The organism is Ferrovibrio sp. GW821-FHT12D07 (assembly GCF_058807275.1).
In genome coordinates, this window is the sequence record NZ_JBXAQN010000001.1 from 1,318,990 (window position 1) to 1,332,886 (window position 13,897).

The following is a 13,897-nucleotide window of genomic DNA, read 5'->3' on the forward strand; positions in this document are numbered from 1 at the left end:
TCTGGTTATAACGCCGGCCCATTGAGGAATTTTCGGGCTTTCCACGGGAAGGCCCAGGAGAACTGTCATGAAGGCCGAGATTCATCCCGACTACCACGAGATCAAGGTGCAGATGACGGACGGTACCGTCTACACCACCCGTTCGACCTGGGGTAAGCTGGGCGACACCCTGATGCTCGACATCGATTCGACCTCGCATCCGGCCTGGACCGGCGGTCCGGCCCGTCTGAACGAGGCTGGCGGTCAGGTGGCCAAGTTCAAGAAGCGCTTCGGCACTTTCGGCCTGAAGAAGTAAGCCGTATCCTGATTTTTGCCGGATTTTGGTCCGGTCTGAAGGCGGCCCGGGTTCCGAGGCCGCCTTTTCTGTGTCCGGACGCTTTCTCAAGCATATTTTGCCGGACCCTACATTTCATTAACCATAGAGGCCTTACGCCTATAGGCTGACCAAGCGCGAAACCAACATCACGATAACAGCGCACTTCATGGCCCAAGTTTATCAATCTGCTTCGATCAAGCTCGGCGACGAGATCATCACGGTGATCTACGTTTCCTATTCGGCCATTGCCACCGATGAGATGGCAGGGCGGTCGCTCGCCTCCATGAAGCCGCTGTTCAAGAATTCCACCTTGGTTCTGGCCGCCCAGGGCCCGAGCCTGGCGCCGGAATTCGTCGGGCCCAAGCATGTGGTCGATATCCTGCGCGGCCGTGCACTCGCCGATTTCAAGTGGTACCCGATTTCCATCGGGTAATTATGCTGCCAGCCGGGCGCGGTTTTCCGGCCTGAAAATTTCTAATCCTTCCTCCTCTTGAAGGGTGCGTCCGCGCTCCCTACCTCTGTGTCGTGCCGGATGCTCAAGATGAGGTCCGGCCGTCACGGCGGCCCGGCGCTAATGCGGGAATGCCTCCTGCCTTTCATGGCGGGCCGCGCAAACGACTCATCGCTTGAAGGAGGATGACTCATGCGTGCTTTCGATCTTTCCCCCCTGCTGCGTTCCAGCGTCGGTTTCGATCATGTGAACCGGCTGTTCGAGCTGGCCAATCGCGTCGACGAGGCGGCCACCAGCTATCCCCCGTACAACATTGAGAAGCGTGGCGAAGACGCCTATCGCCTCACCATGGCGGTGGCCGGCTTCAGCGACGCCGAGCTTGATGTCACGGTGAAGGAAAACAGCCTGATCGTCACCGGCAAGGCGGCCGAGCAGTCGTCCGCTGATGCAGAGCAGGTTTCCTATCTGCATCGCGGCATCGCGCGCCGTGCCTTCGAGCGCCGCTTCGAGTTGGCCGATACCGTGAAGGTGATCGGCGCCGAGCTGAAGGACGGCCTGCTGCATGTCGCGCTGAAGCGCGAGGTGCCTGAAGCCAAGAAGCCGCGCCAGATTCAGATCAACACGGCCGCCCAGAGCGGCACCATTGGCGGCACCGTGGGCGGCACGGTGATCGAAGCGCAGCCCAAGGCTGCGTAACTGGGCTGCCTCACAGCAATAGCCTGAAATGAAAACGGCCCCGGTAGCGATACCGGGGCCGTCGTCATGTGATGGATGCAAAAGGTCGCTTACGCGGCCTTGAAGTCCTGCTCCAGCTTGGCTTCGTACTTGCCCAGTGCGGCCAGGCCGTTCAGGCGGGCGCGATGCAGATAGCCCTTCTGCGCGTTCGCCACGTTGGCGGCCTTGCCGCCCCAGAGCTTGAGCGGGAAGGCCTGCAGGGCGCGGCCATAGGAGAAAGTCAGGGCCCAGGGCAGGTTCGGGTGACGCGCGTTCATGGCGCCCAGATGCGCCGAGGCCAGCTCATCCGACTGGCCACCCGACAGGAAGGCGATGCCCGGCACGGCCGACGGCACGCAGCGCTTCAGCACCTGCACGGTGGCATCGGCGACTTCGTCGATGCTGGCGACCTTCTTGCACTGTTCGCCCTGGATCACCATGCCTGGCTTCAGGATGATTCCTTCCAGCTGCACGTTGTGGATAGCGAGGTATTCGAACACGGTTTGTAGCGTACGCTCCGTGGCAGCGAAGCTGGTGGCCAGATCATGGTCGCCGTCCATCAGGATTTCCGGCTCGACGATCGGCACGATGTTGTTGGCCTGGCAGATGCCGGCATAGCGCGCCAGCGCCTCGGCATTGGCGACCAGGGCCTGACGGCTCGGCTTGCCGTTGGCGATGTTGAGCACCGCGCGCCACTTGGCGAAGCGGGCGCCAAGCTGGTGGTACTCGGCCATGCGCTTGCTCAGGCCATCGAGACCTTCGGTGATCTTCTCGTCGGCGCTGCCGACCAGCGTCTGTACACCCTTGTCGACCTTGATGCCGGGAATGATGCCACGCTTATTGAGGATGTCTACGAGGGGCGTGCCATCCTTGGCCTTCTGGCGCAGCGTCTCGTCATACAGGATGACGCCCGAGATGTACTTTTCGGACTCGGCGGCGGTGAACAGCATCTCGCGATAGTCGCGGCGGTTCTCCTCCGTCGACGGCACGTTGATGCTGGAGAGGCGCTTTTCGATCGTGCTGGTGCTTTCGTCGGCGGCGAGGATGCCCTTGCCCGGCGCGACCATACCAACGGCGATCTTGTTGAGTTCCTTGAGGTTCATTGTGTCAGCTCCCGATACGTCAGAATTCGAGGTCGTTTAAACGAAAAATCCGGCCCCCTGTTTCTCGGGGCCGGATTTTATCATGCGATCATTTGGCGGCTACCGTGGCCGACAGGGCGGCCACGCCCGGCAGCGGCTTGCCTTCCAGCCATTCCAGGAAGGCGCCGCCAGCGGTGGAAACATAGGAAAACTCTTCCGCAACCCCGCCATGGCGCAGGGCCGCAACGGTATCGCCGCCACCAGCCACGCTCAGCAGGCGGCCAGAGGCCGTCAGCGCCGCTGCCGTGCGCGCCACGGTGACCGTGCCGGCATCGAAGGGCGGTGTCTCGAAGGCGCCCAGGGGGCCATTCCAGACCAGTGTTTTGCAATCCGCCAGGATGGTGCCGAGGCGAGCCGCGGCCACCGGGCCGATGTCGAGGATCATCTGGTCTTCCGGCACGCGCTCGGCCGGCACCACCTTGCTGGGAGCGCCGGGGCGGAACTCGCGGGCGACGACCACGTCATCGGGCAGGATGATGGCGCAGCCCCGCGTCACGGCATCGCGCAGGATGTCGCGGGCGGTATCGGCGAGGTTCTTCTCGCACAGGCTCTTGCCCACCTCACGGCCCTGGGCGAACAGGAAGGTGTTCGCCATGCCGCCGCCGATGATAATTTTGTCGACCTTGCCCAGCAGGTTGCCCAGCAGTTCCAGCTTGGTCGAAACCTTGGCGCCGCCGATCACGGCGGCAACAGGCTTCTCCGGTTGCTCAAGGGCGGCCTGCAGATGCTTGAGCTCCACTTCCATGTTGCGGCCGGCATAAGCCGGCAGCAGATGCGCCAGAGCCTCGGTCGAGACATGGGCGCGATGGGCGCAGGAGAAGGCGTCGTTGACATAGATATCGCCCAGGCTGGCCATCTGTTTGGCCAGGGCGCCGTCATTCTTCTCTTCGCCCGCATGGAAGCGGGTGTTCTCCAGCAGCACGACGCCGCCGGGCTTCAATTTGGCGATGGCGTCCTTGGCCTTGTCGCCGACGCAGTCTTCGGCGAAGGCGATGGAGGAACCCAGTGCAGTGGCGAGCGCAGCCGCCACCGGCTTGAGCGACATCTCCGGCACGGGCTTGCCGTCAGGCCGACCGAAATGCGACAGCACGACAACCTTGGCACCCTTGCGCGACAGTTCATGCAGGGTGGGCAGGATGCGGCTGATGCGCAGGTCGTCGGTGATCTTGCCGTCCTTCATCGGGACGTTCAGATCGACGCGGACCAGCACGGTCTTGCCGGCTACGTTGACGTCATCGAGAGTGCGGAACTCCGGCATGCTCAGCGGCCGCTTAGAGCTTGGCCATCGCCACCGCAGTATCGGACATGCGGTTGGAGAAGCCCCACTCGTTGTCGTACCACGACACCACGCGCACCAGATTGCCTTCCATGACCGTGGTCTGCTTCAGGTCGAAGGTCGAGCTGGCTGGGTTATGGTTGAAGTCGCTGGAGACCAGCGGCTGGTCGTTGGTGTCGAGGATACCTTTCAGCTTGCCGGCGGCAGCCTTCTTGATGGCGTCGTTGATCTCTTCGACCGTGGTGTTCTTCTTCGAGATGAACTTGAAGTCGACCAGCGACACGTTCGGGGTCGGGACGCGGATGGACGAACCGTCCAGCTTGCCCTTCAGCGACGGCAGCACCAGGCCGACGGCCTTGGCGGCACCGGTGGTGGTCGGGATCATCGACAGCGCCGCGGCGCGTCCGCGATAGAGATCCTTGTGCATGGTATCCAGCGTCGGCTGGTCGCCGGTATAGGCATGGATCGTGGTCATGTAGCCCTTCTCGATGCCGACGGCGGCATCGAGGACGAAGGCGACAGGCGCCAGGCAGTTGGTGGTGCAGGACGCGTTCGAGACGATGGTGTGCTCGGGCTTCAGCTGGTCGTGGTTCACGCCATAAACGACGGTGAGGTCGGCATTGGTGGCAGGCGCGGAGACCAGCACCTTGCGGGCGCCGGCGGTCAGGTGCAGCGCGGCCTTCTCCTTGTCGGTGAAGATGCCGGTGCATTCCAGCGCGATGTCGACCTTCAGCTCCTTCCAGGGCAGCTTGGCCGGATCGCGCTCGGCAGTGACCTTCATGAAGCCACGGCCAACATCGATGCCATCGGCCTTGGTCTCAACCTTGCCATTGAAGCGGCCATGCACGCTGTCATAGCGGAACAGATGGGCGTTGGTTTCCACCGGGCCCAGATCGTTGATGCCGACAACTTCGATATCCGTGCGGCCGCTTTCGATGATGGCGCGCAGCACATTGCGGCCGATGCGGCCGAAACCGTTAATCGCAACCCGAACCGTCATTTTCCTGATCTCCGTGGGATGGCGTGACGAGGGGCGGGCGGGGTGCCCGCGACCGCTCTTTTTTCGGGGCCGGGTTTACCGTTTTTGAAGCTGAGTCGCAAGGCGAGCACGGCTTGATCACGGGGCAAAAACCCATCCGAATTCAGCAAAATCGGGTGTTGTTCAGAAGTGTGACAGTTTGATGTCAAGACCGGCTCCACATCAGCCCGAAGGGCAGTGGAGTCCACCAGCCTGTGGGCAGTCCGGCGGCGCGTAAACCGGCTCCGATCCACTCGTTGCAGGTGCGGAAAGGGCTGTAGCGGCCGATGGCCTCGTAAAAGGCATCCTCCGCGCCGAATCCGGCCTCGGGAATCTGGCGGGGGCGGCCGTCCGGCCCCGGGCTGAAGCCGGCCCGGATATAGGCGACCAGGGCATGATACTGCAGCGAATCGACGTCCAGGCGGCGCACCCGGTGAGATTCGATATCGGGCTGGTCGATGCGCATGACATGCATGGCGGCCGGTCCCCGGCCCAGCAGGGCAGCGGCGGCAAGGTCAGGCCGGAAATCGACCGGCCGGCGGGTGTTCAGGTAGAAATCCCGGTCGCCCCAGCCGAAGGCCACATAATCCCGGGCTTCTATCTGACCGGCAGTGCCGCTGGCAGCGGGCCCCTGATTGCCAGCCAGCCAGCTGCTCCAGTCGGCGCCCTCCTGATGGACCGGCAGTGCAACCCAGACATGCCAGCCGTTGGATACCAAGTAGACCGGCACCTTTGGCTGGTCGGGGAGGGCATCGCGATACGGTGCCGGCAGCAACCCCAGTCCCAGCGCAGCCAGGGCATAGAAGGCGGGCACAGCCAGGACGGCGATGCTGAAGACGGCGGCAAGGCGGCGAAGAAAACGCATGGAAGTCTTTTGCCTGGGAAATGTGGCGAGAATTCAACGTGTCAAGCAAGGTGCCGAGAATTGATAACCCCTTGGCGATGCGATGATTCTCTGGCTAATATGCTTGCGGAAGAGGGTAATTTCGCCAGGTCCGGATCAATCCGGCCGGCCAGACGGGGGATGAGGATTATGCGTCATTCTGTGTGCTTGCAGCTCGCGGCAGGCGTTTTTGCGGCTGCGCTGATGATGGTTTCTGCGCCTGCGGTTCAGGCCGGCGAGGGCAGCGGCGATCCATCCTTTGTCACCTTCACCGCGGGCTACCACGATGTTCATGATGACCATGACGCCTTCGAGGGTCGCGTCGAATACCGCCATGGTGAGAAGTTCTGGATCTTCAAGCCGCTCATCGGCGTGATGGGCACCAGTGACGGTGCTCTCTACGGTTATGCCGGCGTTCTGGTGGATATCTATCTCGGCCGCCGCTGGGTGCTGACGCCGAGTTTCGCACCGGGCGCCTATCACAAGGGCGATGACGGCAAGGATTTGGGCGGCGCCATCGAATTCAAGTCGCAGCTGGAACTGAGCTATCGTTTCGACAATCGCTCGCGGCTCGGTATCGGCATCAGCCATATGTCCAATGCCAGCATCTATGAGCGCAATCCCGGCACCGAGACGGCCTTCATTACCTATTCACTGCCGTTGGGTGGCGTAAAGTAACCCCACCAGCATCGTCTGGGCAAGATCGGGGCGCGCCATCACGGCGCGCCCTTTTTCGTTTCAGGAAAACGCAGCTGGCTCCAGACCAGCCTGTCGCCAGACCGCAGCGGGGCTCAGGCCGCTGTCGCGCATCTCGCGCAGGCTAGGGGCATTCTTTCGCTTGGCCAACCGTTCGCCGCTCTGATCGTGCAGCAATGGATGATGGGCATAGGCCGGCACTGGCCAGCCGAACAGCGCCTGCAACAACCGGTGCAGATGCGTGGCTGCGAACAGGTCGTCGCCGCGCGTGACCAGCGTAATGCCCTGCAGCGCGTCGTCATGGCTGACGCAAAGATGATAGCTGGCCGGGGTTTCCTTGCGTGCCAACACCACATCGCCAAAACCGCCGATCAGCAGTTCCGGCGTTACTGACTGTTCGCCAGCGGTTTCGTCCCGCCAGGTCAGGGGCCAGCGCCCGGCATGCCGGCAAGCAGCATGCATGTCCAGCCGCAGGGCATAGGCCTCGCCGGCCGCCATGCGGGTCTCACGTTCGGCCGCGGACAGATGCCGGCAGGTGCCGGGATAGACCGCGCCTTCAAAGCCATGAGGCGCCTGGCCGGCCGCATTGATCTCGGCCTGGATCTGTTTGCGCGTGCAGAAGCAAGGATAAAGCAAGTCACGCATCCGCAGTTGATCCAGCGCGCGTGCATAATCGTCAAAATGCTGTGATTGGCGGCGCACTGGCTGTCCCCAGCGCAGGCCGAGCCAGGACAGGTCCTGCAGGATCGCATCGGTGAATTCGGGCCGGCACCGTGTACCGTCGATATCCTCGATGCGCAGCAGGAAGCGTCCGCCCATCTGTCGCGCACGCAGGAAGGCGATTCCGGCCGCATAGGCATGGCCCAGATGCAGGTACCCGGTCGGGCTTGGCGCGCAACGCGTAACGATGTCAGACTGCATGCAGCGATTCTCTCCACAGGCAGCTTATGGCAAAGCCTCTCCCCGCCGCAAAGGCCGATAACCGCAAGCGCACCAAGCAGGCACTGGCGCAGCTTTGCGCCCGCGAGCCGAAGCTCGCGGATGTGCATGCCATGGTCGGCTTCATCACCGACCGTCGCCGCCCCGCCGATTTCGCCACCCTGTGCCGTATTGTGATCGAACAGCAGATTTCGGTCGCCGCCGCCAACACCGTCTGGGGCCGGCTGGAGGCCGTCGTGCAGGGCCGTGCCAATGGCGTGTTCAGCGCCGAGCGTGTGCTGAAGCTGAGCGAGGCGCGCCTGCGGGCCTGCGGCCTCAGCGGCCCAAAGGTGCGCTATGTCCGCAACATGGCGCTGGCGGCGAAAAGCAAAGCCATCGACTTCGAGTTGTTGCCGAAACTCGACGATCATGCCGCGATGGCGATGCTGATCGAGGTTAAGGGCATTGGCCGCTGGACAGCGGAAATTTTCCTGATGTTCGCGTTGGATCGCGAGGATATCTGGCCCGCGCATGACGTGGCGCTGCAGGAAGCGGTGAAGCAGGTCTTCGGCCTGAAGACGCGGCCGGACGTGAAGAAGATGGATCGGATGGCGGAAAACTGGCGGCCACACCGCGGCGTCGCCGCACGCCTGCTCTGGCGCTATTATGCCGTCGCGCGCAATCGCCTCACTACAGACCATGTCAATGCAAAGGCTCCGCCATGACCACGATTGACGGCCCCCGACTGCCTGCCGCCAAAGGCCCGGCCCGTAAGCTTGTCGTGCTGATCCATGGCTATGGCGCCGATGGCAACGACCTGATCGAACTGGGCAAGCAATGGAGCGGCCTGCTGCCCGACGTTGCTTTTGCCGCACCGCATGCGCCGGCGATGATCCCGGGTTTTCCACCGGGCATGATGGGCGGCCGGCAGTGGTTCGCGCTCGACTCCTACGATCCTAATCTGCTGCGTCGCGATCCCCAGTACACGGCCGGAATCTACGCCACTATGCAGAAGGCGGCTGAACAGGCTGCGCCGGCACTGGAGCAGTTCCTGGATGCCGAACTGAAGCGGCACAATCTGAAGCCTGCCGATCTGGCGCTGGTCGGGTTCAGCCAGGGCACCATGATGGCGCTGCATGTGGGCCTGCGCCGCGATCCGGTGCCTGCAGCGATCCTGGGTTATTCCGGCGCATTGCTGGGCGGCGTAGGACTGGAGAAGCAGATTCGTGGCCGACCGCCGATCCTGCTGATTCATGGCGATGCTGACGAGGTCGTGCCGATGGAGGCCATGCATGCGGCCCTGAAGGCGCTGAATGACGCCGGCTGTCCGGCCCGTTTCCATGTCAGCCCTGGTCTGGGCCATGGCATCGACGGCCATGGCCTCGACCTGGGCGGCCGCTTCCTCGCCGAAAGCTTTTCCGGGGCTAGGTAATCGGTGTGTCCCATGTGGATAAGCCTGCGAGCTTACAAAATAAGGTGGTTGTCATGATGCGGTAACCCCGCATATGGTAATGACATTCGGCGTACGGACCTGAGGGAGACGATGACCCCAGAGAGTTGTCCAGCGTTGGTTTTGAATGCGGATTACCAGCCGCTCTCATATTTCCCGCTGTCGGTCTGGCCGTGGCAGGAAGTGGTCAAAGCGGTCTGCATGGACCGCGTCACCATTCTGTCGGAATACGAACAGGAAATCCGCTCTCCCAGTTTCAGCATGCGCCTGCCCAGCGTGGTGGCGCTCAAGCGCTACATCGCTCCGGCGCGTCGCCCCGCTTTCACCCGGTTCAACCTGTTCCTGCGCGACCGCTTCTCCTGCCAGTACTGCGGCAGCCGACATGAGCTCACCTTCGATCACGTGGTCCCGCGCTCGCGCGGCGGCCTGACGCGCTGGGACAATGTGGTGGCGGCCTGCGCGCCCTGCAATCTGGCCAAGGGCGGCCGCATGCCCGACGACTGCCATATGCATCCGCGCATGCGTCCGCATATGCCGACCGTGCAAGAACTGCAGCGTAACGGGCGGGGTTTCCCGCCCAATTTCCTGCACGATAGCTGGCGCGATTTTCTTTACTGGGACAGCGAGCTGGAGCCGTAACGGCGCTCGCTGTTTAAACGCGTTCGGACAGCCAGATGGCACCGCGGGTGATCGCCTTGATGCCCTTCGACAGCAGCGTGTAGCCTGGTGCTTCCGCCGCGCCCTCGGCGCGCGCGGTGTCGCGGTGGTTCACCTCGTCGGCGCGGAATTTCTCGATCGTTTCGCGCAGTTCGGGTTCGGCCTCGCCCAGCGCTTCGACCTGTTTGGCATAATGGGAGTCGATCACTTCCTCCACCGCTTCGGTGCAGGCCATGGCAGCCTTTTCGCCCAACATTGCCGTGGCGGCGCCAAGTGCGAAGCCGCCGACATGCCACAATGGCGACAGCAGGGTGGGGCGCACGCGATGCCTGGGCAGCAGGCGGTCGAAGGCATCTAGATGCGCCTGCTCCTGCTCGGCCATGTGGCGGATGGTGGGCGCTGCGGGAGATTTCTTCAGTACGGCCAGCTGGCCGTCGTAGATGCGCTTGGCGCCGTATTCGCCGGCATGATCGACGCGCAGGATGCGTGCCAGCAGCTGACGCGGATTAGGATCACCGGCGAGACGGCGCTTCTGCATCACGCAGCCCTCCTGGCAGCCAGCAGGGCGAAGACGGCCAGCGCTGCCGACCACAGCGCATTCCAGCCGGCCATCGACAGGCCAAGCACGCGGATGGCTGCCTCGTCGCAGCGCACGACCGGCGTGGCCATCAATTGCGCGCGCAGGTCTTCCAGCGTGGTGGCGCTGGACGTGGTGCTGCAACTGGTCAGGCCCTGCCACCATTTCCATTCGACGCCGGCATGGAACGCCCCGATGCCGCCGGTGATGACAAAGCTCAGGGCAGCCAAGGACAGGAGTTGCACGCGCCAGCGCGGTAGTGCGAACGCGGCCAGACCGAAGACCACGGCCGCGATATGCGGCCAGCGTTGCCAGTGGCACATCTCGCAGGGCGGCAGGCCGAAGCCGTATTGCGCAATCAGCACCAGCGCCAGCGTGCCGGCAGGGGCCAGGGCGACCAGCAGGCCGGAGCGATTGGGCTTTAGCAGGCTATCGATCATGGTTCAGAAGACATAGCGCACGGCAACGAAGCCGCCAATCAGGGCGATGAGGAATATCCAGCCCAGGATAGCCAGCCGCTTCTCGATGAAGGCCTGAATGGGGGCGCCATAGGCACGCAACAGGCCGGCCAGAACGAAGAAGCGCACGCCGCGGGTGACGATGGAGGCGATCACAAAGACGCCCAAGCTGAAATGTGCGGCACCGCTGGCGATGGTGACGATTTTGTAGGGGATCGGCGTCAACCCCTTGATCAGGATGATCCAGACGCCCCATTCGTCATAGGCGGCTTCGAAGGCATGCCATTTCTCGCCATAGCCGTAGAGGTCGATGATCCAGCGGCCGGCGGTCTCGATCAGGAAATAGCCGATGGCATAGCCGAACAGGCCGCCGATCACCGAGGCGGCCGTGCAAACGAAAGCGTAGTAGAAAGCGCGCTGGCGGTTGGCCAAGCACATCGGGATCAGCATCACATCGGGCGGGATCGGAAAGACCGAGCTTTCCAGGAAGGACACCACGGCAAGCGCGCGGTCGGCCCGCGGGCGGGCGGCCTGACGCATGGTCCAGTCGTAAAGGCTGCGGAACACGGCTTGGATTTCTCCCGAACGGGCTACGTGTATGCCGGAGCCATCGCACCTTGTCCATGCGCCGTCCGGTCGCAACTGCGTGACAAAGATATGTTTTCGGGGATTTTTACGTGCGGGCCGGTGGTTGATTCGGGCCGCGCCTCCGGTAATATCCGGCCGCCGACTGCCGGGCCCCAGTGGTGAAATTGGTAGACGCGACAGACTCAAAATCTGTTATCCGCAAGGGTGTGCTGGTTCAAGTCCGGCCTGGGGCACCACCTTCATCCGCGCAGTCGATCATGAAAAAAGCCGGGCACCCTTTCGGGTGTCCGGCTTTTTCGCATTCAGTCAGTGGAGTCAGTGCCGCGGCTTGTTAGCGTCGCGCAGTGCATCCTTAGCGCCGCCCACGGCATTCTGAATCTTGCCTTCGACCTTATCGACCTTGCCCTCGGTCTGCAGCTTAGCGTCGCCGGTCAGTTTGCCGGCGCCTTCCTTGATGGCGCCCTTGACCTGCTTGGCCGTGCCTTCGATGCGATCCTTGTCCATGATGCTCTCCTGTCTGTGCTGTGGTAACCTTTAACCAACGGTCTCGCACCCCGCACGTTCCGGTCAGATTGTCGCAGCAGATAAAGGCTTATCCGCTGTTTTCTGCGATCCCGTTTTTGGAACTCTGCTTTTCTTTGCGGGTTGTCCTGATAACAGGCAAAGGAGAGCGCCATGGGACAGCAAGCCAAACCGGGAAAACCACAATCGGTGAAAGACCCGACGTCTGCCGATACCGATCACTCGCGTCTGCGTCGCCGCCGTCGCGCGGATGATATGGCGCAGCAGGAGAAAGCTCAGGCGGCGAAGGATCATTCCGAGGTCGGTCAGCAGGGCAACATCAGGCAGAATACGCATAATCAGGGTTACCAGCAGGATCGCTAAGCATGGAGCGCGCACCGCAGATCGTATTTCGCAACATGGACAGTTCTCCGGCTCTGGAAAATGCCATCTTGGATCGCCTCAACCGGCTGGAGCAGTTTCATTCCAACATCATCGGTTGCCGCGTGGTGGCGGAAATCCCCCATCGCAGTGCTGGCGGCGCCAAGCCACCGCTGGCATTGTCAGTTGAGGTGGAAGTGGGCGGTCGCCCGCTGATTATTGCCAAGGACAGCGAGACCCGCCGTGACGCTAAGAATGACCAGAGCGCCATCATCACGCATGTGTTCGGCAGCATTGAACGTCAGCTGCGTGAAACGGCGGCCGTGCAGAAAAGCACCGTGAAGGCCCAGACCGACAATAGCCTAATCGACGGCACTTAGCGGTCGCGCCACGCCTTCCAGCGCCTTGCGCTCCGCGGCCGTCCCCCAGATCGCCTGCACGATGCCGGCGACCAGCATCAGGCCTGCGCCCAACAGGTAGCCGGCGAAGACGCTGTTGCGAGAGCCGGTCTCGATCAGCGCGCCGAACAGCGCCGGAGCGGCAACGCCGCCGAGTCCGGTGCCGATCGCGTAGAAGATCGCAATCGCCAGCGCGCGGATTTCCAGCGGGAAGGTTTCACTCACCGTGAGATAGGCCGAGCTGGCGGCGGCAGAGGCGAAGAAGAAGATCACCGTCCAGGCCATGGTCTGGGTCCGGCTGGTCAGCAGGTCCTGCTGGAACAGCCAGCCGCTGAGCGCCAGCAGCAGCGCGGAGATGATGAAGGTGCCGGCGATCATGGGGCGGCGCCCCACGCTGTCGAACAGGCGGCCGAGTAGCAGCGGCCCCAGTACATTGCCTACTGCGAAGGGCAGGATATACCAGCCGACATCGGCCGAGGGCACGGCATAGAAGTCCGTCAGCACCAGGGCATAGGTGAAGAAGATCGCGTTATAGAAAAAGGCCTGCGCCGCCATCAGGCAGAGGCCGACCAGTGCCCGTTGGCGATGCTGGCGGAACAGGATATCGGCCAGTTCGCGCAGGCTCACATGGTCGCGCTGCCGGATGTTGATGTGCCTCACTTCTGCCGTCGGGATCGCTTCGGCTTTTGCCTCAATGTCCCTGACAATCGCTTCCGCTTCGACGTGGTGGCCATGGATGATCAGCCAGCGTGGACTTTCCGGCAGCCACAGGCGCATGGCGAGGATGGGCAGCGTAAGAACCGCGCCGATCAGGAAGCAGATGCGCCAGCCCCAGTCAGGTCCGAAATACGCCGTATCCAGCAGCACCAGGGTGCCGCTGGCGCCGAGCGCTGCACCAACCCAAAAGGTGCCGTTGATGGTGAGGTCGCTCCAGCCGCGATAGCGGGCGGGGATCAATTCCTGGATCGTGGAGTTGATGGCGGTGTATTCGCCGCCAATGCCGCCGCCGGTGAGGAACCGGAACAGCGCGAAGCTCCATATATCCCATGAGAGGGCCGTGCCCGCTGTCGCCAGACCGTACAGCGCCAGCGTGATGAAGAAGAGTTTGCGACGGCCCAGCCGGTCGGTCAGCCAGCCGAAGAACAGAGCCCCCAGCACGGCACCGGCCAGATAGGCGCTGCTGGCCAGGCCGATTTCCAGATTGCTGAAGGCCAGGCTTGGGCTTTCCTTCAGGGCACCGGCCATAGCGCCGGCCAGCGTGACCTCCAGTCCGTCCAGAATCCAGGTGATGCCCAGCGCCACGACCACCAGGGTGTGGAAACGTCCCCAGCGCAGGTTATCCAGACGGCAGGGGATATCCGTGCGCAGAATGATCATGCCTGATGCTTCCGCAGGGACGGCGCGGTTTTCGGCCGGGATTCAGTCCTCTTGCCATTCCGGACAAAATAGTTATGCTTCATAACAATTCTTTAC

Annotated in this window: 19 protein-coding genes and 1 tRNA gene; 10 read left to right on the plus strand and 10 right to left on the minus strand. The window is 62.8% G+C overall.

Annotated elements, in window-relative coordinates; genetic code table 11:
• Positions 1-67: 67 nt before the first annotated feature.
• From rpmE to AC1RRE_RS06625, 3 genes are all read left to right on the plus strand, one after another.
• On the plus strand, positions 68-295 hold the full coding sequence (gene rpmE / locus AC1RRE_RS06615; RefSeq protein ID WP_492980319.1) for a 50S ribosomal protein L31: 228 nt from the start codon (positions 68-70) through the stop codon (positions 293-295).
• Positions 296-482: 187 nt separating this feature from the next.
• Positions 483-749: a hypothetical protein gene (locus AC1RRE_RS06620; RefSeq protein ID WP_492980320.1), complete on the plus strand. Its 267-nt coding sequence runs from the start codon at positions 483-485 to the stop codon at positions 747-749.
• A gap of 210 nt (positions 750-959) precedes the next feature.
• Positions 960-1,463 carry an Hsp20 family protein gene (locus AC1RRE_RS06625; RefSeq protein ID WP_492980321.1) on the plus strand — a complete coding sequence of 168 codons (504 nt, stop codon included), beginning with the start codon at positions 960-962 and terminating at the stop codon, positions 1,461-1,463.
• 89 nt (positions 1,464-1,552) lie between these two features.
• On the opposite strand, the gene AC1RRE_RS06630 is transcribed toward AC1RRE_RS06625, so the two are convergent.
• The 4 genes from AC1RRE_RS06630 to AC1RRE_RS06645 form a co-directional block, all read right to left on the minus strand.
• The gene (locus AC1RRE_RS06630) at positions 1,553-2,584 is read right to left on the minus strand and encodes a class I fructose-bisphosphate aldolase (protein WP_492980322.1); all 1,032 of its coding nucleotides are present in this window, start codon (positions 2,582-2,584) and stop codon (positions 1,553-1,555) included.
• An 88-nt stretch (positions 2,585-2,672) separates the two neighbouring features.
• Positions 2,673-3,881: a phosphoglycerate kinase gene (locus AC1RRE_RS06635; protein WP_492980323.1), complete on the minus strand. Its 1,209-nt coding sequence runs from the start codon at positions 3,879-3,881 to the stop codon at positions 2,673-2,675.
• Positions 3,882-3,894: 13 nt separating this feature from the next.
• The gene (gene gap / locus AC1RRE_RS06640) at positions 3,895-4,899 is read right to left on the minus strand and encodes a type I glyceraldehyde-3-phosphate dehydrogenase (protein ID WP_492980324.1); all 1,005 of its coding nucleotides are present in this window, start codon (positions 4,897-4,899) and stop codon (positions 3,895-3,897) included.
• A 184-nt stretch (positions 4,900-5,083) separates the two neighbouring features.
• Complete coding sequence (locus tag AC1RRE_RS06645; RefSeq protein WP_492980325.1) at positions 5,084-5,782, minus strand: TIGR02117 family protein; 699 nt, start codon at positions 5,780-5,782, stop codon at positions 5,084-5,086.
• A gap of 168 nt (positions 5,783-5,950) precedes the next feature.
• Between AC1RRE_RS06645 and AC1RRE_RS06650 the strand changes: the two genes are divergently transcribed.
• Positions 5,951-6,478, plus strand: a complete 528-nt coding sequence (locus AC1RRE_RS06650) for an acyloxyacyl hydrolase (RefSeq protein WP_492980326.1) — start codon at positions 5,951-5,953, stop codon at positions 6,476-6,478.
• 60 nt (positions 6,479-6,538) lie between these two features.
• On the opposite strand, the gene gluQRS is transcribed toward AC1RRE_RS06650, so the two are convergent.
• Positions 6,539-7,417: a tRNA glutamyl-Q(34) synthetase GluQRS gene (gluQRS, locus tag AC1RRE_RS06655; protein ID WP_492980327.1), complete on the minus strand. Its 879-nt coding sequence runs from the start codon at positions 7,415-7,417 to the stop codon at positions 6,539-6,541.
• Positions 7,418-7,443: 26 nt separating this feature from the next.
• Here gluQRS and AC1RRE_RS06660 point away from each other — a divergent pair, with 26 nt between their 5' ends.
• From AC1RRE_RS06660 to AC1RRE_RS06670, 3 genes are all read left to right on the plus strand, one after another.
• Complete coding sequence (locus AC1RRE_RS06660) at positions 7,444-8,139, plus strand: DNA-3-methyladenine glycosylase family protein (protein ID WP_492980328.1); 696 nt, start codon at positions 7,444-7,446, stop codon at positions 8,137-8,139.
• Complete coding sequence (locus AC1RRE_RS06665; protein ID WP_492980329.1) at positions 8,136-8,846, plus strand: alpha/beta hydrolase; 711 nt, start codon at positions 8,136-8,138, stop codon at positions 8,844-8,846. The genes AC1RRE_RS06660 and AC1RRE_RS06665 overlap by 4 nt, the downstream gene beginning before the upstream one ends.
• A 111-nt stretch (positions 8,847-8,957) precedes the next feature.
• Positions 8,958-9,503: an HNH endonuclease gene (locus tag AC1RRE_RS06670; RefSeq protein ID WP_492980330.1), complete on the plus strand. Its 546-nt coding sequence runs from the start codon at positions 8,958-8,960 to the stop codon at positions 9,501-9,503.
• Between the two features lie 13 nt (positions 9,504-9,516).
• Here the strand turns inward: AC1RRE_RS06670 and AC1RRE_RS06675 are convergent, their stop codons facing one another.
• The 3 genes from AC1RRE_RS06675 to AC1RRE_RS06685 are packed head-to-tail and all read right to left on the minus strand — an operon-like array spanning position 9,517 to position 11,123.
• Positions 9,517-10,059 carry a demethoxyubiquinone hydroxylase family protein gene (locus AC1RRE_RS06675; protein ID WP_492981334.1) on the minus strand — a complete coding sequence of 181 codons (543 nt, stop codon included), beginning with the start codon at positions 10,057-10,059 and terminating at the stop codon, positions 9,517-9,519.
• Positions 10,059-10,538 (minus strand): disulfide bond formation protein B, encoded by a 480-nt coding sequence (locus AC1RRE_RS06680; RefSeq protein ID WP_492980331.1) that lies wholly within the window; start codon positions 10,536-10,538, stop codon positions 10,059-10,061. Before AC1RRE_RS06680 ends, AC1RRE_RS06675 begins: the two co-directional genes overlap by 1 nt.
• Before the next feature lie 3 nt (positions 10,539-10,541).
• Positions 10,542-11,123 carry a YqaA family protein gene (locus AC1RRE_RS06685; protein WP_492980332.1) on the minus strand — a complete coding sequence of 194 codons (582 nt, stop codon included), beginning with the start codon at positions 11,121-11,123 and terminating at the stop codon, positions 10,542-10,544.
• Positions 11,124-11,293: 170 nt separating this feature from the next.
• Between AC1RRE_RS06685 and AC1RRE_RS06690 the strand changes: the two genes are divergently transcribed.
• Positions 11,294-11,380 (plus strand) — tRNA-Leu (locus AC1RRE_RS06690).
• Between the two features lie 79 nt (positions 11,381-11,459).
• Here the strand turns inward: AC1RRE_RS06690 and AC1RRE_RS06695 are convergent.
• Entirely contained in the window at positions 11,460-11,648 is a 189-nt protein-coding gene (locus AC1RRE_RS06695) for a CsbD family protein (protein WP_492980333.1), read from the minus strand.
• 171 nt (positions 11,649-11,819) lie between these two features.
• On the opposite strand from AC1RRE_RS06695, the gene AC1RRE_RS06700 reads away from it, so the two are divergent.
• Positions 11,820-12,029 (plus strand): hypothetical protein, encoded by a 210-nt coding sequence (locus tag AC1RRE_RS06700; RefSeq protein ID WP_492980334.1) that lies wholly within the window; start codon positions 11,820-11,822, stop codon positions 12,027-12,029.
• A 2-nt stretch (positions 12,030-12,031) separates the two neighbouring features.
• The gene (locus AC1RRE_RS06705) at positions 12,032-12,406 is read left to right on the plus strand and encodes an HPF/RaiA family ribosome-associated protein (protein WP_492980335.1); all 375 of its coding nucleotides are present in this window, start codon (positions 12,032-12,034) and stop codon (positions 12,404-12,406) included.
• Here the strand turns inward: AC1RRE_RS06705 and AC1RRE_RS06710 are convergent.
• Positions 12,389-13,801: an MFS transporter gene (locus AC1RRE_RS06710; RefSeq protein WP_492980336.1), complete on the minus strand. Its 1,413-nt coding sequence runs from the start codon at positions 13,799-13,801 to the stop codon at positions 12,389-12,391. The two genes, AC1RRE_RS06705 and AC1RRE_RS06710, sit on opposite strands and share 18 nt — an antisense overlap.
• Between the last annotated feature and the right edge of the window lie 96 nt (positions 13,802-13,897).